At 46.8% G+C, this 20,650-nt stretch carries 13 protein-coding genes; 7 read left to right on the top strand and 6 right to left on the bottom strand.

Annotation, left to right across the window (positions count from 1 at the left end; genetic code table 11):
• Nucleotides 1-24 precede the first annotated feature (24 nt).
• The gene (locus ACYVD4_RS30010) at nt 25-3,165 is read right to left on the bottom strand and encodes a SusC/RagA family TonB-linked outer membrane protein (protein ID WP_460951916.1); all 3,141 of its coding nucleotides are present in this window, start codon (nt 3,163-3,165) and stop codon (nt 25-27) included.
• Between the two features lie 334 nt (nt 3,166-3,499).
• On the opposite strand from ACYVD4_RS30010, the gene ACYVD4_RS30005 reads away from it, so the two are divergent.
• On the top strand, nt 3,500-4,669 hold the full coding sequence (locus ACYVD4_RS30005; protein ID WP_460951914.1) for an alginate lyase family protein: 1,170 nt from the start codon (nt 3,500-3,502) through the stop codon (nt 4,667-4,669).
• Between the two features lie 201 nt (nt 4,670-4,870).
• A complete protein-coding gene (locus ACYVD4_RS30000; protein ID WP_460951913.1) occupies nt 4,871-6,082 on the top strand; it encodes a glycoside hydrolase family 88 protein in 1,212 nt (403 codons plus the stop codon).
• Between the two features lie 36 nt (nt 6,083-6,118).
• Here ACYVD4_RS30000 and ACYVD4_RS29995 read toward each other — a convergent pair whose 3' ends face one another.
• Both ACYVD4_RS29995 and ACYVD4_RS29990 read right to left on the bottom strand, forming a co-directional pair.
• Nucleotides 6,119-10,270 (bottom strand): hybrid sensor histidine kinase/response regulator transcription factor, encoded by a 4,152-nt coding sequence (locus ACYVD4_RS29995; RefSeq protein ID WP_460951911.1) that lies wholly within the window; start codon nt 10,268-10,270, stop codon nt 6,119-6,121.
• A 166-nt stretch (nt 10,271-10,436) separates the two neighbouring features.
• Nucleotides 10,437-11,438, bottom strand: a complete 1,002-nt coding sequence (locus ACYVD4_RS29990) for a lysylphosphatidylglycerol synthase transmembrane domain-containing protein (protein WP_460951910.1) — start codon at nt 11,436-11,438, stop codon at nt 10,437-10,439.
• A gap of 131 nt (nt 11,439-11,569) precedes the next feature.
• On the opposite strand from ACYVD4_RS29990, the gene ACYVD4_RS29985 reads away from it, so the two are divergent.
• Genes ACYVD4_RS29985 through ACYVD4_RS29970 form a run of 4 tightly spaced genes read left to right on the top strand, consistent with a single transcriptional unit; the run spans nt 11,570 to nt 15,867 of the window.
• Nucleotides 11,570-13,648: a DUF7657 domain-containing protein gene (locus ACYVD4_RS29985; RefSeq protein ID WP_460951908.1), complete on the top strand. Its 2,079-nt coding sequence runs from the start codon at nt 11,570-11,572 to the stop codon at nt 13,646-13,648.
• Nucleotides 13,648-14,400 (top strand): glycosyltransferase family 2 protein, encoded by a 753-nt coding sequence (locus ACYVD4_RS29980; RefSeq protein WP_460951906.1) that lies wholly within the window; start codon nt 13,648-13,650, stop codon nt 14,398-14,400. The genes ACYVD4_RS29985 and ACYVD4_RS29980 overlap by 1 nt, the downstream gene beginning before the upstream one ends.
• 1 nt (nt 14,401) lies before the next feature.
• The gene (locus tag ACYVD4_RS29975) at nt 14,402-14,815 is read left to right on the top strand and encodes a DUF2304 domain-containing protein (protein WP_460951904.1); all 414 of its coding nucleotides are present in this window, start codon (nt 14,402-14,404) and stop codon (nt 14,813-14,815) included.
• 8 nt (nt 14,816-14,823) lie between these two features.
• Nucleotides 14,824-15,867 carry a glycosyltransferase family 2 protein gene (locus ACYVD4_RS29970; RefSeq protein WP_460951903.1) on the top strand — a complete coding sequence of 348 codons (1,044 nt, stop codon included), beginning with the start codon at nt 14,824-14,826 and terminating at the stop codon, nt 15,865-15,867.
• Between the two features lie 21 nt (nt 15,868-15,888).
• Here ACYVD4_RS29970 and ACYVD4_RS29965 read toward each other — a convergent pair whose 3' ends face one another.
• Nucleotides 15,889-17,709 carry a hypothetical protein gene (locus tag ACYVD4_RS29965; protein ID WP_460951902.1) on the bottom strand — a complete coding sequence of 607 codons (1,821 nt, stop codon included), beginning with the start codon at nt 17,707-17,709 and terminating at the stop codon, nt 15,889-15,891.
• 94 nt (nt 17,710-17,803) lie between these two features.
• On the opposite strand from ACYVD4_RS29965, the gene ACYVD4_RS29960 reads away from it, so the two are divergent.
• On the top strand, nt 17,804-19,015 hold the full coding sequence (locus ACYVD4_RS29960) for a glycosyltransferase family 9 protein (RefSeq protein ID WP_460951900.1): 1,212 nt from the start codon (nt 17,804-17,806) through the stop codon (nt 19,013-19,015).
• Nucleotides 19,016-19,033: 18 nt separating this feature from the next.
• Here ACYVD4_RS29960 and ACYVD4_RS29955 read toward each other — a convergent pair whose 3' ends face one another.
• Together ACYVD4_RS29955 and ACYVD4_RS29950 are read right to left on the bottom strand one after the other, a co-directional pair.
• Nucleotides 19,034-19,774 carry a hypothetical protein gene (locus ACYVD4_RS29955; protein ID WP_460951899.1) on the bottom strand — a complete coding sequence of 247 codons (741 nt, stop codon included), beginning with the start codon at nt 19,772-19,774 and terminating at the stop codon, nt 19,034-19,036.
• A 6-nt stretch (nt 19,775-19,780) separates the two neighbouring features.
• Complete coding sequence (locus ACYVD4_RS29950; protein ID WP_460951897.1) at nt 19,781-20,503, bottom strand: class I SAM-dependent methyltransferase; 723 nt, start codon at nt 20,501-20,503, stop codon at nt 19,781-19,783.
• Nucleotides 20,504-20,650 lie beyond the last annotated feature (147 nt).

Raw genomic sequence — 20,650 nt, 5'->3', positions numbered from 1 at the left:
GTGAAAGCCCGAAATCGGAAGAGATTAGAAGCTCAGGTTAAGACCGAACGAGTAAGATTTCAGCAGCGGGAACGGATCGTCGTTGTTTTCAGCATCGGTTACGCTGGTGCTTTTCTCCGGATCAACACCCCGATATTTGGTAAACGTTAGCAGGTTTTCGGCCGTCACATAGACCCGTAACCGACTAGCTCCGACGCGGCTCAGGAACTTGCTCGGAATGTTATATCCCGCCTGAATATTTTTGAGCCGCAGGTAGCTGAAATCATCCAGCCAGAAAGTCGACTCCACCTGATTGTTTCCTCCCGATCCGGTGAGCAGACGCGGCAACGTAGCACCACGGTTATCGAGCGTCCAGGTGTCATTCCAGTGATAATCCTGAAAGGCATTCCGGGCCGACGGTACGTTCACCTGATTGAACGGTTCAAGCCAGAAATCTTTACGTCCGGCGGCAGCCTGCCAGAGGATGCTAATGTCGAAACCGCGCCAGTTGCCGAACAGGTTTAGGCCGTAAGTAGACATTGGCTGATCACGGTTAAACTGGGGTTGCGCCAGCCGATCTTCATCGTTTACTTGTCCATCGCCGTTCAGGTCTTTGTAGAGAATATCACCCGGCGAGAAGTATTGTCCCTGATACGGTGCGTTGGCGATATCTTCCCAACTTTGAGCAATGCCCGTTGATACGCGGCTGTACGCAAAGTGATAAGGGAGGTTCAGGTACGTAAATCCTTTGCCAAGAAACTCATTCCACTCCAGCAACTTATTCTTGTTGTATGCAAAGTTGAAAGTAGCACCCACGTTGGCATCGCGTACTTTCGCCCGATACGTCAGATTCAGCTCCATACCCCGGTTCTGAAGTTTGCCGATGTTGACGCGGGGAGCGTTATAGCCCGACAAAAACGAAGACAGCGACGACGGACGTATCATGCCGGTAGTCAGCTTGTTATAAAAATCAAGTTCACTGGTTAGTCGACCACCAAAGAACGCCAGATCCAGACCGAGGTTCGTTACGTTGGTTTCTTCCCAAGAGAAGTCTTCGTTGATGATTTTAGCCGAACTAAACCCCTTGACAATTTTACTATTGAAAATATAGTTGGTCAGGTTGAAAATGTCGCGCTGCTCATAGCGGCCCACACCGGAGTTATTTCCCAGTTTTCCAATGGACGCCCGCAGTTTACCCGACGACACCACCGATGAAAAACGTTTGAAAAATGGTTCCTCCGAAAAACGCCACCCTGCCGAAGCCGACGGGAAGAAACCATATTGAAAGCCCGGCAAAAATTTACTCGACCCATCGTAGCGAGCGTTCACTTCAAACAGGTATTTGTCGTTCACTACGTAGTTGAGACGGCCAATAGCCGACCGCAATCCTTCTGCATCCGAGTTGCCACCAGCCGCCTGTGTCGTTGTGAGGGCTGCGTCAATTTCGCTGAGCAGTGGGTTAATCCGGTCCTGACGACTCGCCGACAAATTCCGGTTAAACCAGTATTCTTCGGTATAAGCCGCCAGTAAGCTAAGCTGATGATTACCAAACAGCGTTTTATTATACGTAGCGCGACCCTGAAGCAGCGTTTTAAAACCCTGGTTGGTGCTGTTACTGATACCCGCGCTAGGGGCCACTACGTTCCGGGAAATCAGCCCAGTCTGGAAGTTCCACTCGTCGGTTGGATCTGAGTAGGTTTTCGTGAACTGGTTGTAATAACGTAGTCCGTAATCACCACGTAGCGTCAGTCCTTCGATGGGCGTCCATTCGCTGTATAAGTTGGCGTTGATTTCCTGCCGGTCGCGAAAATTGTGGTTAATTTCAAACAGCGAGAGCATATTTCGGGCAAAAGCGTCTTCGCCATAAGCCATGATACCGCCGTACTGACCAGTATTAGGGTTCTTCGGGAGAATCCCCGAAACAGCGTAGCGAATGTCGTAACCTGCCGTTCCGGAGTAGCTAATCAAACCTTCCGAATTGGCAAATTTCTGCTTCGACCATTGACCATCCATCCGAATGCCGACCTTGAGGTTATCACGAACTTTGTAATCCAGATTGAAGCGGGTATTGTATCGCTTGTAATCATGCTCGATCAACACACCCAGCTCGTCATAAATACCTGCCGACAGGTAGAAATTCATCTTGTCGTTACCGCCAGCAGCCGATATATTATGTGTCTGAATCCGGCCATTATCGCGCAGAATCGTTTTCCACCAATCCGTATTTGGATAGTTAATGGGGTCGACCAAACCTTTGGAAAGCCAATCTTCTACGGTGCCATAGCGATACGTAGTGGACGAAGCACCAGCCGCTGAAGCCCGCAGGTGCATTGTTAACGAGCGAGGGTAGTCGGCGAAGTAGTTATAAAAATTGGTCGGTTGCGAAAGTCCATACGTTCCGGTATAGCTAATCTGCGCCTTCTTGTTCTGTGACCCATTTTTAGTCGTAATTAGCACCACGCCGTTCGATGCCCGTGAACCATAAACCGATGCTGACGCAGCATCTTTAAGCACCGAAATGCTTGCTACGTCGTTCATGTCGATTCGGTTGATATCTACGTCAGGCATCCCATCAACAACAATCAATGGACCGGAATTATTGACCGTTCCTAATCCCCGAATAACGAGCGCGGCACCGGAGCGACCCGCCTGCCCCGTCGATTGTTGCACCGCTAGTCCCGGTACCAGACCCGACAAACCCGACGATACGTTGGCAACAGCGCGGCTCGAAATTTTGTCATCAATGGTGATAGCGGCTACCGCGCCCGTCAGGTTTTCTTTTTTCTGGGTTCCGTAACCCACCACAACAACCTCGTTCAGGATTTTAACGTCGGGAGCCATCGTTACGTCGATCGTAGTCTCACTCGTTATAGCCACCTCCTGACCTACGTAGCCAATGGCAGATACCACTAACGTACCGCCACCTGTTGGGATGTTCATCGTGAACTTACCATCGGCATCTGACGTAGTACCGGTCTTGGCATCGTTTTTCAACACCACAGTTGCACCAGGGAGACCAGTGCCTTTTTCGTCGAGTACGCGTCCCGTAAATCGATACGTTTGACGCGTTTGGCCACTACCCGGCGATACGTTTTGCCCTGTCACATAGCCGCCCGTTAATAGCGCCAATGCCAGCCAGCCAAAGAGCATCCGGTGGAGAAATTTTTGAAATAAAGGTTTATACATAGCAATAAGGGTTGGTTAATTGCTGCCCGATGAAGCAATATTAATTGCCATAGGAATAAAAAATAATGGAATAATCTAAATTGAACGCTCCATCCACCCCTTTGAACGTTTTTTTACCCGTCCGAACGTTTTGTCCTCCTTTTTGAGCAATTGACGTAACTACGAGAGTTTATTAAGCAACTAAACTTGCACTGATAAACATCAATAGTTGAGGACAGGTGAAAAAAGACAGATTAACATTAACCTTGGCAGAAGTTGGCGCACTTGTGTTGCTCGTTACGCTGCTCGTTTTTATCCTGTCTATTTTACTCTGATGATAACCTCACCCTTGCCTATGCGCACGCACCTGTTTTTCTTTTTGGCGATTTGCCAGTTTGTCTTAATAGAAGCAACTGGGCAATCGCTCAAGCGGGCTGCTGTTGCCGCTAGTCTGAAGCCGCATATTCTGGCTGAAGCGCGCTGGGCCATGCAACAACAACCCGTTACGGTAACTGCGCAATCGTCAGTACGTAGCGCGGGTGGTAAACACGATTTCTTTTCCGAGGGCGATTACTGGTGGCCAGATTCAACCAATCTACAGGGACCGTATGTTCAACGGGATGGCATGACCAATCCCGATAACTTCGTAGCCCATCGGCAGGCCATGATCCGGTTTAGTCGGGTTGTCGGTGCTTTAGCTTCGGCCTACGTAGTGACTCAAGATGAACGCTACGTTCGGCACGCATTCCGGCATCTCAACGCCTGGTTTGTAGATTCCAGCACTCGAATGAATCCATCGCTTTTGTATGCACAAGCCATTAAAGGTCGGGCAACCGGACGTGGCATCGGCATTATCGATACGATACATTTAATGGAGGCTGCGCAGGCCGTTCGGGCACTGGAAAACGCTACGTCGACTGACAAGCGTGCGGTGGCCGCAATCAAGCAGTGGTTTTCTGATTACCTACGATGGCTGACGACTCACCCGTATGGTCGCGATGAAATGAATGCCAAAAACAACCACGGTACGTGCTGGGTGATGCAGGTGGCGGCTTTTGCCCGACTCACGGGAAATGATACATTGATGACATTCTGCCGAAATCGCTACAAGAACGTATTGCTACCCGATCAGATGGCTACCGATGGCAGTTTTCCGCAGGAGCTACGTCGGACAAAACCGTATGGTTATTCGCTCTTCAATCTGGATGCAATGGCTACGATTTGCCAGATTTTATCTATTCCCGCTGATAATCTCTGGACGTATCAAACCGCCGACGGACGTAGCATTCGAACAGGCGTTACGTATCTGTATCCGTTTGTTGCCAACAAAGCCAACTGGCCCCTCAAACCCGATGTCATGTATTGGAATGAGTGGCCTGTTGCGCATCCGTTCCTTGTTTTTGGCGCATTGGCATACGGGCAACATGCGTGGCTGACCACCTGGAAACGACTTGATCATAACCCACAGGTAGAGGAAGTGTTACGTAATTTACCCATTCGTAATCCGCTGATCTGGCTTAACTAGAGTTTACCACCCCCAACCCCCTCCTAAAATAGGCGGGGGCTATGTAGCAGGGTACAACTTCCCTTAATCAATGCTTGAATCAACGACTAGCGATTGTCATTAACGAAGCCCCTCCTGTTTTAGGAGGGGTTGGGGTGGTAAACTCTGTGATGTCTATCAATTTGTTAGATTAACTATTTTCTAAACCCGCTTTCAAAATCCATGCAGATACTCAAAACGGCTTCCCTGCTGCTGATTGTCACAGGCTTTCTCACAAGCTCTATTCCAAATTCGCTCATCAAAAGCCTGTTCAAACAAGCTGAGCAACAAACTCAATTACTATTAACAGACGTAGCAACCGCTAGTCAGGCAGCATCAGGTAAAAGTCCGGCGCAGGTTTCCCCTCGCGCTCTGAACGCAAGTGGAGAGCTTCAGCTAGTGCCCGCCCGTGACTGGACAAGTGGCTTTTTCGCCGGAGAACTATGGTATCTCTACGAGTACACAGGCCAGAAAAGCTGGGCCGATCAAGCTAGAATTTATACAGCTAAGCTTGAAAACGAAAAGATGAATGCGGGTACGCACGACATGGGCTTCAAACTCTATTGCAGCTATGGCAATGGGTATCGACTGACGCGTGACAATACGTATCGGGAGGTTATCATTCAGGGTGCCAAAACATTGATTAAGCGTTTTAAACCGGCCGCTGGGATCATCCGCTCCTGGGATCACCATAAAGATGTGTGGCAATGCCCGGTCATTATCGATAATATGATGAATCTGGAGCTTTTGTTTGCCGCTACCCGACTCACCGGCGATTCTACGTATTACAAGATTGCTGTTACGCATGCCCGTACAACAATGAAGAATCATTATCGGTCTGATAATAGCTCTTATCACGTCATCGATTATGATACGCTGACTGGAAACGTATTGAAGAAAAATACGCATCAGGGCTATAGCCATGAGTCGGCATGGGCACGTGGGCAGGCCTGGGGATTGTATGGCTACACACTCTGTTACCGCGAAACCCGCGATCCGCAATTTCTGCGACAGGCGGAAGCTATCGCCCGTTTTATGCTTAACCATCCGCGTATGCCCGCCGATCTGATACCGTATTATGATTTCGACGCCCCCGGCATTCCCAATGAACCGCGCGATGTATCGGCCGCTACGGTTATGGCGTCGGCGCTTTACGAGTTAAGTACGTATAGCCAGAACGGTGCTCAACTACGTCAGAAAGCGGATCAGGTTATCGCCAATCTGGCAAAACGCTACGTATCGCCAGTAGGACAGAACCACGGATTTTTATTGTTGCACAGTACGGGTTCTAAACCGCAGAACAGCGAAGTAGACGTACCAATTATTTACGCCGATTATTATTTTCTGGAAGCCTTACTACGTGCTAAAAAACTTAACGGGAAAGAGAAGTTGTAGGGTTTTATACAGTTGTAAGGTTGTAATGTTGTAGGGTTATAACTCTACAACTTCCTTATAATCAGTAGGTGTTTGTCCGAATTGAGCACGGAAGGCACGGCTAAAATATTTGGGATCGTTGAAACCGACCGCGAAAGCGACTTCGGCCACGCTTAGCTTTTTCTGTTTGAGAAGAAGTTCTGCTTTTTTTAGGCGTGTTGACCGAAGCAGGTCAATAATGGATAAACCTGTCAGCATCTTCACTTTCCGAAATAGAACAGGTCGGCTCATTCCCATTTCATTAACCAGACCTGATACGTTAAAATCAGCATCGGCAAGGTTGGCATTGAGAATGGCCATGATCTGTTGAAGAAATTTCTCGTCGGGGTGATCCAGCTCCGGAGCCTGAGGTTGCAGTGTAACCAGTCGATGGTATTTTGTTTTTAACTGCTGACGTAGCAGGAGCAGATTTCGGACACGCGCCTGAAGAAGCTGAGGATGAAATGGCTTCGCTACGTAGTCATCAGCTCTTGTTTCCCAGCCTGCCAGTTGAGCCTCCACCGTATCTTTGGCCGTTAACAAAATCACCGGAATGTGGCTTGTCCGTTCATCTGATTTAAGTCGATTCGTGAGGGTCAGGCCATCCATAAAAGGCATTGCTACGTCACTAATAATTATATCAGGTAGCAGTTGTATAGCCCTCTCCCAAGCGTTGGCCCCGTCAGGTGCTTCAATGACCTGATAAAACGGCGAAAACAGATCCCTGATATAAATACGTAGATCGTCCTGATCTTCAACAAGCATGAGTAATGGCTTATCGGCAATGGGTTGCTTCTGGATAGCCTTATCCTCAAATGTAGCAATCACCTCCGATGGAAGCGTTTGTGTATTCAGTCTTGGCAACACAGGAGCAACTGACGCATACGTATCATCAAAATAGCCTGTTGCCGGAAGGGAAATCGTAAACCGCGTAAAACCGGACTGCTCTCCTTGCGCTTCCTGACTTTCTACAGAAATCTGTCCTTTATGCTGTTCAATAATGCTTTTACTAAGTGCCAAACCAAGTCCAAATCCCATGTCCTGAGTTTTGGCATGGCCAACCTGGTAAAAACGGCTGAAAATATGCGCTAACTCACTCGCAGGCATGCCAATTCCTGAGTCTTCGATGATGATGATTATCTGCTCGTTATCAACACTGGTAAAATCCTGTTGTAATCGTACAGAGATAGAACCTCCTGCTGGTGTGAATTTAAACGCATTTAGTAGGAGGTTATAAATCACTTTCTCCATTTCACCCGCATCGAACTTAACCAGTAGCTTTTCTACTTCTGATTCGATTGTTAGGGCTATCTGCCGCGACCGGGCATATTCCCGAAATGAGTCAGTGATGGTATGCAAAAAAATGACAGCGTCTACTTGCTGGTACTGTAACTGAACATTGCCGGTTTCATGCTTTCTGAAATCAAGTAATTGGTTTAACAGACGTAGCAGTCGGTCTGTACTATTACGCATCATTGCGACCTGTTTCTGCATGAACGTATCACCGGCATAGTTTTCCAGCAACGTTTCGAGCGGGCCAATTACCAGTGTTAACGGTGTACGAATCTCATGAGCGATCTCGGTAAAGAAGTTTAGCTTGGTCTGATGCAATTCCTGTTGCCTGTTTTTCTCAAGCTGCTCAACTTCCAGCTCGTGAGTAAGCTGCATCCGGCTTCGGTTAAAGCCAGACCACAGACGTAATAAGCCGATAAAAACAAGTATATATAGCCCGTATGCCCAGGGCGTTTTCCAGAAAGGCGGCAGCACCGTAATTGCCAGCTCTAACGGTTTTGGATTCCACACCTCGTCATTGTTAGCTCCTTTTACCCGAAGAAGGTACTGGCCAGGGTCCAGATTCATGTAGAGGGCTTTAGGATCGCTTACGCAATTCCAATCTTTATCGAACCCTACAAGCTTATAGGCGTAGCGGTTTTTGGCCGAATTAATAAAGTTGAATGCGGAAAATTCAAGCGAAAATACGTTCTGACGATGGGTGAATGTAAGGCCCTGCGCATAGTCGATACCATCTGTACTTCCCTGTTGAAGGCTGGAGACTCGCTCGTTGAACAACCGCAATTGCGTAAAGCCCATTGAAGGAGCCTTTTTGTTTCGGCGAATGCTGTCGGGGTGAAAGTGGACAATACCATTATATCCGCCAAAATAAAGGTAGCCCTGTTCATCTTTATACGCCGAATTAGGAGTAAACTCTTTACAGACTAATCCGTCGTTTTTATTATACCGAATAAACGAATTTCGGTTCGGATCAAATTGAACCAGTCCCTTATCCGTACTGATCCATAATTGCCCATGACTATCTTCCTGAATGTTGATTACAGAATTACTGGGTAATCCATGAGCACTTGTAAAATGTTTGAACGTCCGTTGATCTGGCATGAGCAGATTCAGTCCATTGTCCCGCGTTCCTATCCACAGCCGATGCTGGCGATCTTCCCAGAAACAACTGATATGATTACTGCTGACGGACGCTGGATCTTCATCGTTATGCATGAACCGAACAAACTCATCTTTGCCCGTCACTTTTCGATTTAAACCGCCCATTGTACCTACCCATAACTCACCTCGGCTGTCGCATAAAAGAGTAGTAACATTGTTGGAACTAAGCGACGTTTTTTTGGTAGGTTGATGAATCAAGGACACGAACGAACGCGTAGCCGGGTCAAATCGACAAAGCCCACCCTGATTCATGGCAATCCATAATGTTCCCTGATTATCCCGCTTGAGATCATAAATACGGTCATTCGGTAATGAACGGGGGTTTGTTGGTTCGTGCAGGTAGCGCGTGATAAGCTGTCGACGTGCATCAAAGTAATTGAGTCCTTTAATCGTACCAACCCACAACCCTTCTTCACCATCACGCAATAGGCATTTAACTTTGTCATTGGATAGGGAGTGAGCATTTTTAGGATCATGTGTAAAATGCTGGGCAATAGTCTGGTTGGGGTTCACCAGCAAAAGCCCTTTATCTTCCGTTCCCAGCCAGAGTTGCCGTGCGTTGTGAGCGAGCAGAATAGAACTGGCAATTTTAAACGGCATTCCTCCCTGCTGATCGGTTGGGCGAAACGATCCGAATTGGCGGGATAATGGACTATACATATCCACACCGCCATAATACGTACCGACCCAAAAAGACCCATCTCGGTCCCGAAAAAGCGCACGTACCGAATTGTCGCTCAGGGTGCCCTGGTCGGTTGGTCTATTGGTTAAACTTCTAAATCGGCTACCATCCTGTGCAACAATATATAAACCGGCCATGGTGCCAATCCAGAAACTGCCTTTCCCATCAGACTTAATGGTTCGTACAGTCTGCGTACTTAAGTCCAGACCTGATGCGGCATGCCACGATACAACACGCCCATTCTGTTTATCAAACAAGGCAACGCCTTTTCGTTCAGTACCCACCCACAATCGCCCAGCCTGATCTTCGGCCAATGCATTGATACCATTGGATGCATCGCGGTAAATAGAATCGGCAGGGGCCAGAAAATAGTTGGTTAAACGAAACTGTCCGGAAGCTACTGATTGAAGCTTTGTTAACCCATCTGGTGTTCCTACCCAGAGGTTTTGATCCCGATCCTGATAAATGGTACGGATAGTAGCACGACCTAAACCATGGGCATTTTTCGTAAGCGTCTGGATTGGTTCAAATCGGTAAGGTTTTGTCGATTTTAAACGATAGAGGCCATGCAACGTACCAACCCAAAGATATCCTTTCCGGTCGTCAAAGAGACTGGTGATCGTCGAATCTGCCGACGTATTCAATTGGTTATCAGTGAACGAAATACGTTCAAAATCATCCTGTTTTGGCCGATAACGGGCTAACCCTCTGCTTGTTCCTACCCACAACTGCCCTTGTTTATCAGTTACTAAACTATTGATCGTATTGGCTTGAATGCTGTTTTTCTGGCTATTCTGCCGGTAATAAACCTCTACACGATGTGCATCGTAGCGATTCAATCCGTCGCGGGTGCCGAACCACATAAACCCTTTGGTATCCTGCGTAATGCAGTAAACACTGCTTTGCGATAGACCTTCATCGACCGACAGATGACCAAAGGTCTGTATCTCCGGCTGGCCAATTGCCTTTGGGGGCAGCCAAAAGCAATAGACCGCTCCGATCCATAAGAGATTAAGTAGGAGGTTAAGGCCCATTGTCACCAGCTAACGTATAGTTTATCAGATAAATCAGGTCATCAGTTCAACCGGATTTTAATCTAAAAATACGTTTAGTGATTATTTTACTCTAACTCAATATACCAACTAGCTTAAGCCAACTATCGAGACTTAGGGCTTCTGTTCCACTAAGGCCATTTCTAAGCTATTTGATTGCTTTCTCAACAGACTTACTCGGTTTCGCGTTGATCAGTGTCGGTAAAATCAGGAAGCTGGTACTACTTAAAAGCAGATTTATAGCGAAACCAACGGTATGAAGGAACGTAGCAACCAGAGCGCCCTGCGTTGCCGTAAAACCATAGAGCAATAATGCCCGACTTACCAGAAAATGATACGTACCAATGCCTCCCTGCGTTGGTACGGCCAGCCCACCGAGCGAACCAACGGCTAAGATCATCAAGGCAGCCGTTGGCGGAAGATGTTCGGTATCACGACTAGCCAACAGCAATACGTATGTATAAACCCACGAGAGTAGCTGACTCAATAGCGTAAGCCCAATAAATATAACCGGGCGCTCCAGTTGTCGAATGGCCAGAAATCCGGTTTTAAATCCGGCCATTACGTTGGTAATCTTTGCAACGAACGAATTTTCGTTAAACGTTCTTCGTGCCAGTAATCGCCAGCTCACGAAAATGGCGACTATCCCCAGCAAAGCCATTCCAGCCAATACGTATAAACTGGGGAAAGAGAAGGGCAATGTAGACAGATAAACCTGCATCCGGTTGAATTCGAGTAAAGCCGTTAGCACTAGCACAACGCCCAACATCAGCAAATCAACAACCCGCTCGGCCACAATTGTACCCACTCCCTGTGAAATAGGAACATCGTCGGTACGTTGCAATGTACCACAACGGGTAAGTTCGCCCGCTCCGGGAATAATCATACTGGTTAACGTACCGGCCATTATGGCGATGGTTGTTCTAAATAGCGAAGGGGAATAGCCAATGGCCTGTAACGTAATCTGCCAGCGAGCCGCACGAATGACGTAGTATAGGCAGATAAGTACGCCCACTAGCACTAGCCATCCGTAGTTTGCCCGATCAAACTGGCTTATAATTTCTGTTGCCGATACATCTTTCAATACGTACCAAAGCAGCGCAATAGCCAGTAAAATAGGGAGTGCCTGCCGAATATAACCCTTCACCATGGGTACAAATTTGCTATTTTGTTAAACAATTTACCAGATGTTGGCAATCTGGCACGGTATTAGTAAGTTTGACTAATTGAGTAAATCTCATTAGCTGACCCTTTTAAAGAATTGTTTCGTTAGTATTCCCCATGTCGAAAAAGAGGAAAGGCCCACCCGTTGCTACTACGGTACGTCCGGTTGCGAACCAGCCTAAGCCACAGCCTACACCAGAACGATCTCAGCCAACCGAATCATCGAGCGTAACCGAGATATTACCCGTTTCTAAACCGTTCGAGTTGATTCGTTTCGACAAACGGCTGAAATGGTTTATGGGTATTTGTGTCGGCTTGTTTGTATTGCTCACGCTGGCAAAAATCCACTCGATATCGCTACCCGTCTGGAATCAGCTTATGCCCGATGGCTCAAATCCTCGCCGAGGGCTGATCTCGGGCGAACCACGTCGGATTCGTATGGACGATTATGCGGTTGGAACTCCCTGGATTCTGTCGCAAGCCAATAAAGGATTTCCTACTGAAAACCTGACGATTGGTGGCGAAAAAGCTCCTATTCTGGTTGCTCCTACCAAACATTTCAGCGAATTATTTAAACCCGATCATTGGGGATTTTTTATTCTGGACGTTGAACGGGGTTACGCCTGGCTATACAACTTCAGGGTCATGTTTGCGCTGATTGGTGCTACGTTGATGTTGCTTTTGCTAACACGTAACAACTTCTGGCTCTCGGTTCTAGGAAGTCTCTGGCTGTTTTTATCCTCCGGTACACAATCGTGGATGTATATACCAACGCCCATGATTGCCGCCATGAGTCTGCTTATTGTGGCAACCATCTACTTGTTTTACAGCCAGAATCGAACGGCAATTATTGGTAGTGCGGTGGCGCTGGCTTGGCTACTCATGAATTATGCGCTGATTTTGTATCCGCCCTACGAAGTACCGCTTGGCTACGTACTGCTCTGCGTGTTGGCTGGCTACATCATTAACAATTTCGATCTGAAGCGCATCTTATCGCAATGGCCAATTAAACTGGGTGGAGGCATACTGGCACTGGCGTTGACAGGGATAGCCTTCTTAAGTTTTTATAATGATGTGAAGCCATCGCTCGATGCCATTATGAATACCGTTTATCCCGGTAAACGTAGTGAATTGGGCGGCACAGGTTTCGTATCAAACTGGTTTTCGGAGTATTTTAGTTGGATGGTTTCTGACGCCAAGTTCCCGTCGAACTGGCTGAATAGTTGCGAGTTATCGCACTATATTACGTTCGCACCAATTATTATTCCGTGCGCGGCTGCCAGCTTTGTCATTAATCGCAAAATTGACTGGGTAGTATTACTATTGAGCGTGTTTGTTATTGTTGGCTATATCTGGATTGAAATCGGGTTCCCCGAATGGCTCGCCAAGCTGACGCTCTGGAACATGAGTCCTACGCGCCGTACACAGATTCCGTTTGGGATTGGTAACGTATTGCTGACGATTGCGTACCTGTACTACCTCACAACTATTCCGATACGTAACAATGCGCTTTATACGGGAGTAGGTATTGCTGGCGTACTGGCGTTCATGATTTATGCGGCTAATGTCAACGTAGAAGATTCGGCTGGATTTTTCCGAATGACTCAGTTGATTCTGCCGATTCTGTTTTTCACGGCTGCGGGTTCGCTGCTTCTCTTCACCTGGGCACTACCGTATCGAAATCTGATATTCGGCAGTGCGATGATGGTATTTTTGCTACCTAACCTGAAGATAAACCCGGTTTCGAAAGGTATGACACCTATTACCGAACACCAGCTTTATCAGGCCGTACAGAACATTCATAATCAGGAACCGAACGCCAAATGGGCCGTTTTTGGTAGTCAATACGTATCATATCTGGTAACGGCAACGGGCGTCGATCTGATTAGTGGGGTTAAATATATTCCACCCCGCTCGGTGCTTAAAGTGCTAGACCCAACCATGAAGCGTGATTCGGCCTATAACCGTTTTGCACACACGGTTTACAACAGCTACGTCGATGGGCGCGATTCGGTCATTATCCAGAATACGTTCGAAGATGGATATACCGTTGCAATGGACCCATGTTCGCCCCGGTTGAAGCAACTGAACGTTAAATACATCGTCTTTGACCACACATTGCACCCGGCCGAAAACCGCTGCATGAAGCTCGTCTCTACGTTAGGAACGCTTACGATTTATCGGATCAATGACTAATGGAAACGAAACCCATCACCGACCCTCTTATTCTGATTGTTGTTCCATGTTTTAATGAGGAAGCGGCCATTACGGCCGTTGTTCGGGAAATCAATCAGGTAAAATACCAGTTCGGCCTGAATCTGGATATCTTGGTTGTAAATGACTGTTCAACAGACAATTCGATAGCCGTTATTCGGAAACTCGATTGTTTGTATCTGGATTTACCCGTCAATCTGGGTATTGGTGGAGCTATGCAGTCGGGCTACAAATATGCGTTTAGAAACGGCTACGACATTGCGGTACAGATCGATGGCGATGGGCAACATCCGGCGGGCGAATTACCTAAAATTTTACAACCAATCATCGACGGCAAAAGCGACGTAGTGATCGGCTCCCGGTTTCTGGAAAAGGCAGGTTTTCAATCGACGTTAGCGCGTCGGATGGGCATCAATTATTTTCGTAAACTGAATGCGATGCTGATCGGTCGGTCCATTTACGACAGTACGTCAGGATTTCGGGCTTTTAATCGCCGAACGCTGAAAATCGTTAATGATTATTATCCCGACGAATATCCTGAACCCGAGTCGATTGTGCAGTTTGGTTTGTATAACCTGCGTATTCTCGAAGTGCCCGTTGTGATGCGCGAGCGGCAGGGTGGCGTTTCGTCTATCGATACCGGACGGGCCATCTATTACATGATGAAGGTAACCCTTGGAATATTGTTTGTCTACATTCGTCTGCTTGGCCGACGAACTCATTTAGCGAACTGATATGGCCTCATTATCTATTACTATTCAGATCATCAGCCTACTGGGAGCGTCGCTCTTTATGGTAATGATTTTCCGACTGATTATTCGGGGACGCCTTCGCGAAGAATACTCGATCATCTGGATTCTCTGCACCATTATTCTGATCGTCTTTTCTATCTGGCGCAAGGGTTTAGAAGAAATTTCGCTCATGCTGGGGGTTTATTACCCGCCGTCACTAATTTTTTTGGCGGCCATTTTCGCCATCATTGTTTTTCTGGTTCACTTGTCGGTTGTAAACTCGAAATTGCAGAATCAGATCAAGAATCTGAGTCAGGAAATGGCCATGATGAAAAAAGAACTAAGCGATATACGGTCAAGTCTGCCAGCAACTGAAACCGATGCAGCTCTCCCGGTGCATGAGGTGCATGAGAAATAACGAATCCAGTGGAAAACGCTTCTTCTGAATCTGCTGTCGTACTGAGTATCATCATCGTTTCGTATAACAGTCTGACTGATTTAACCCGCTGTCTGCCGACATTATTTTCCCAACAGTTTACCGATCCATTTGAAGTCATTGTTGTCGACAATCACGGCAATGATGGCGTTGCCTCCACCCTTCCGTATGCTTACCCACAGATTCAGTTTATCCGAAATCCGGCCAATACAGGCTATGCGGGTGGTAATAATCTGGGTTTGAAATTTGCTAAAGGCAAGTGGATTCTATTTTTGAATCCCGATACAGAACTCTGGGCGGGTTCTCTTGGTCAATTGCTACGTACTGCCAAAGCAAATCCAACGGCTTTAATTACTCCGAAACTTCTGAACCCAGACGGCACCATAAATGCCTGCGGCAATCAGATGCATTATACCGGAATCACTACGTGTCGGGGACTGAATCAACCTGCTGACAAATACCAGCAAATAGAATCGATTCCACTACTTTCGGGAGCGGCATTAGTAACGCCAAAAGCAATCTTGGATCAGATTGGCGGTTTCGATGAGACGTACTTTATGTATTTCGAGGATACCGAGCTGTCGCTACGTGCCCGATTAGCTGGGTATCCACTGCTTTGTGATGCCCAAGCCGTTATTACGCATTACTACAAACTCGGCTTCTCACCAGCTAAATTTTATTACCTCGAACGTAACAGACTTCTCACCTTTCTCACTACGTTCCGACGTGCTACGTTACTAAAACTTCTCCCGGCTCTGTTGCTCACCGAGTTGTTGATGTGGGTTTTCGCGCTACGTGGTCTGGCCTATCTGAAGCAACGTTTCCGTACCTACGCATACTTATACAGGAATCGAAAAGCAATCCGATTACGTCACCAGACGGTTCAATCATTCAGACAGGTTACAGACGCTACGTTAGTTGAAGGCAGCTTACTGACTTTACCCTTTGAGCAGTTGGCTGGCGGCACGTTAGGACGTCTCCTGGACGCACTCATGCGGCCTTTTTATAAGTTACTACGTCCCAAAAAGATTTAATTTTTCAGGACGTAGCACAGCTTAAATATCGAACGTACCGCTTAGCGGGAAATACGAGTTCGCGCTTTTGTTGGTCAAGTGAATCCAGAGGGTGTATTGGCCGGATTTCAGGTCGGCTTTACGAATCACACTCGAAAAACCGGCATGAACGTATTGCATCGATTGGTACTGATTAACAATATCATATCGAATATGCCGACTGGTACCGAAGGCGTAACTATTCTGTGCCGATTTGGCGATGACTTCTATTTGCGTATCTGCCGACTCAATTCCATTCATAAACGCCCAGGCCTGATAAAGCACCAAAAAGTCTTTTGTCATATAAGGCTGTGCCTGCGCCGTTACGTCGTTCGTAGCCGTAAAATTACCATCTACCGAGCGAGGTTTGCTGCTTAAATCGGCCAGCGTAATGGACGGAACCTGATAAATTCCTTTTTGAAGCGCGTCCTGAAAAATAGCTTTTGCCTCACCATTATCAGACCGATACAAAATCAAATTGGCTTTGTTTTCATTGTAAAGAGCACTTCCATATTCCAGTAACGCCGTTCTATCTTCTACTTTTGGGAAGTTTTGTTTGTAAGAATATTGGCAGAGATAAATGGCCAGAATAAGCCCTAAACCAGCCAGTATAGGTTGTATAATACGATGTTTAACAGTTTCCAGACTCGTAATATAGAGGCTAATCAACAGCATTACCGGCAGAATACCATACCGTGGGCTAAGTGCCTGTTGAATACCAAAACCAGATCGGGCCATTGTTACCGATAGACAGGTCAAATACATGAAACACAGCAGGGCAAGAATCGCTACGTTACTCGTCAATTGCTTTTTGGTCGTTTTCCAGACCAGCAAACCAACAAAAAGAGCCAGCATCCATTTACCAGCACGTACTGGCCATGTAGTTTCTTCCGCAAAATCAGAGCCAGTCAACGTAAAGAAATAATCGAAGAACTGGCCGGGCGTTTTTGTCAGCGTTTCGAAAATGGGCGGATGATGCCCCGGTTTGGCGTATCCCCAGAAATAAAGTCCAGCCGTAACAACACCTATTCCTGCCCAAATAATTAGCGGTCGATACGCTTTCTGGAGCAATAAAACGGGCACACCGATAATGAACACAAAGATACCGTTACCACTGGTAAACGTAGCAACAACACCGCTCGCAACGGCCACCCAAAACCAAGTGTTACGTTCCTCCCGCCTACTGAGCGCATAAAAACTCAGCAGCGCAAAAGCCACAATATACAAGTTCTGAATAGAGGCCATTCCCCAAACGGTAAGCTCCCAGAAGTGCATCTGAAACAGCAGAAACGGAACGGGTAGAAAATAAGCCAGTTTTTGTATTGTTGTTAATCCCTTGAAAGACGACAGATACAATAAGCCTAGAACCAGAAGCAGAGAGAAATTACCGAATAAAATCAAATGCCGGAAATTGACTTTCCCTGTAAATGTGTAATCGATGATAAAAGCCAGCCGGTCCAGTACAATCCGGTGTTCGTTATGTTGCGAAAAAATACGTTGTATCTTCCCAATGAATGAGGGCGTTTTATGAAGATAATTGCTCATAAACGCTAGTGCGCTATCGAAATCGTCTTCAAATGGCACGTTAACTGCATTGCCAAATACAGCCTGATAATACCTATAGGCCGGAAACAATATCAGCAATGTTAGCAAACCTATGAGCGCGTATTGAGCCGCTGGAGGAAATTTGATAGGCTTTCTTTCTTTCGGAGGTGCCACCGGCGTTGGATTGACTGATTGACCGACCGAAGCGGCTTTTGCAGGTACCTGAACGTTTGCTTTTACCGGTTGGCCTGTTGGCTTATTTTTGGGTTTCGATTTCACAGTAGAAAATACAATGGGTTAGTCTAACTGGTGTAGTGTACAGATATGTATACAAACTGCAAGCTACACCAACAATAGTTTATCCAGAAGCTATATGTCGTTAAAAAATATCATCAGGCTGTTAAAAACATCGCCCTTCTTAGCACCTGTATTAGGGCTTATTGATCTTGTCTTATACCTTACCGATAAGCTCGCCATCGTAGCAGCCGGTTCGGTCAGCCCGAAACCGAATACGCTCCTTATACTACGTATCGACGTATTGGGCGATTACTTACTGTTTCGGCCTTATTTACGAGCTATCCGCCAGTCGTCACGGTACAAAGATTATGCCATCACCCTCTGTGGTAACACAGCCATAAAAACTGTAGCAGAAACGTTCGATCACGACATTATTGATACGTTTATCTGGACGGATATTTATCAGCTTAGCACACAGCCCGTTTACCGATTCAAGTTTGTGCGCCAGCTTCGTCGGCTTGGCTTTTCCAGCGTCTTTTGCCCGACCTACAGCCGAGTTTTAGTGCTCGACGATTTTCTGGCTAATGCCACGGGTGCTCCCGAACGAGTGGGTTGCCTGACCGATTTTGTGAATATCAAACGCTGGGAAGCCTGGTTTGGCAATCAACTGTATACACGCCTGATTCCTTCGGCAGACGGTCTTTTGTTTGAACTGGAACGTAACAGACAGCTCGTAGAAGGGTTTCTAAATGAACCCGTTAACCTTACATCGCCCGTACTGGAAGCTAAATATGCCAAACCCGTTCCAATGCCAGATCGTGCTATCGTTTTATCGTTGGGGGCTGGGCAGGATTTTCGGGTATGGCCCGCGAGCCGGTTTGCGGAGGTGGCCTCCGCCATTTTGGAAGCTTATCCTGAACAGCACATTCTGCTGACGGGTGCACCGAATGAGGCCATTTATGCCAACGATTTTCTAACCTACATACCAGAGTCAGAACGTATCATAAACTTAACAGGAAAGCTATCGATTGCTGAGTTGATTTATGTGCTAGGGAAAGCCGATCTGCTGATTGCCAATGAAACGGGTGTGGTTCATTTAGCCGCTTCGACCCAAACGCCAACCATCGTTATTTCGCAAGGGAAATCGCTGGTGCGCTGGCATCCGTATTCGGCTCCGTTGCATGAACAGATTGTTCATCTTTATCCTGAATACGTAGAACAGCGCCGTGAGAATCTTCAGGCAATAGCCCCCAATTTCAACCCGGAATCACCGTTTTCGCTAACAGAAATTACCGTTGAGCGAGTTATCGGACAAGTGCAGCAAATAATACGTAGTAAAATCGTTTGATGTAATAATAAACACAACTTAGCTCGCCAGATGTTCGGCAATCATCCAGCCGTCGGGCAAACTGTAATCAATCATCCGGAAATCACTACGTTCCTGCACATCGGCCAACGAACGAAAGTGCTTTAAGTGATGAATATCGTCCAGAATGAGCCAGTAAGGTCGATTTCCCAACGTATCGCGGACGGTCTGGTATTCGAGCCAGCCAATGCCACCAGCCGAATCAAGCAAAACCAGCGGACGGTCGTCGCGGTGACGTAGCAGCAGATTGCGAAGAATATCTTCTTTCCGGTTCAGGAACGTATTACCAAACCAGTCGACGGCATTAATGACTGGGTTTTTTCCCAATCGCCCTTCTACTTCGTCGGTATAGAATTGAACCGGGTTGTTCAACGTATCAATAAATACGTCAGGATATTTTTCATGGTTACGTAGCACATCGTCCTGACGGATAAACGTAAGCGCTTTTTCTTTCGCTACGGTATCACCCCAAAGCGGTTTCACAAAATCCCAGTGACGAAGGTTAAATCGCGCAAGGGTATGAAACGTCAAATTTCCTTCGATTGTATAATACGCTTTAGGCTTATAATTTTCACCAACGGCTTTCGCAATGGTTCTGGTTGAACCCGTACCCAACCAAGTGCCAGTTTCAACGATATAATCAATCCGATTTTGGGCAAATAACTGGCGTAGCTGCTGCTGAAACCGCTCATCTGTCGACATTGATACAGACGAACGGGCATAATCCTGATAACTTTTCATAGTAGGTTAGTAAACAGAGGAATAAACTGGTGATTTTTTTTCCAGCAGAGCCGCATCGGAGAGTGTTCGACTTTTCATCAATAATCGAACAAGCGAAACTAACCCTAATCTTCCGGCAATAACCAACGTCTTAAACAATAAAGGCGACATTTCATGCTTGGTGAACAGATGGTAGTTTAGCAGATTATAATAATGAAGGCCATATTGCTTACCCAGATATTCGAGAGATTTGGGGCGATATAGGGAAATATGTTGCCCATGATGGGGCGCATAATACCACCAGTCCTTTACGCGTGGTGCTGGATTAGGGCAGGGTTGTGTCGTAAAAAAAATAGAATCACTATAAGCCAGTATTTTTTCAAGCTCCTCGCCCGGATTAACAAAATGTTCGAAGCATTCGAAGGCCGTTGCCATCGCGTACTTACCCGGTTCCGCATCGAATCCGCGTGCCATAAAATTGGTAGCGTATAAATCGGTACTATAATAATCGAAGCCAATATCGCGCATATAACGGGCTAATGTACCATATCCGCCCGCATAATCCACAAATCGGCCGTGGCGGTCGAAGGCAAAAAAAGCCAGCGCAGCCGCCGATTTGCCCAATATTAGCGTTCGCTGTAGTGTGCCGGTATCGGTCGATGTAAATGCGTTACTATACGCTTCGTCTAACCAATAGGGCGTTTCTGTCTGAACAAACTCACAGTTCGGGCATTCATGGTAGTCAACCATATATTTGTTCAGAACCTTAGTCTGAAACAAGATAGAGGTTTCGCAGTCGCAAATACGGCACTTCATAATACAAAGGCTATTTGGCTGACTCTCATCAAAAATAGGGCCATTTTTGAACAAATAGTACACGTAACGAAATGTCTGAAG

The organism is Spirosoma daeguense, from assembly GCF_054776875.1.
The sequence above is the reverse complement of the archived record's forward strand: the minus strand, read 5'-3'. Positions and strand labels throughout refer to the sequence as shown.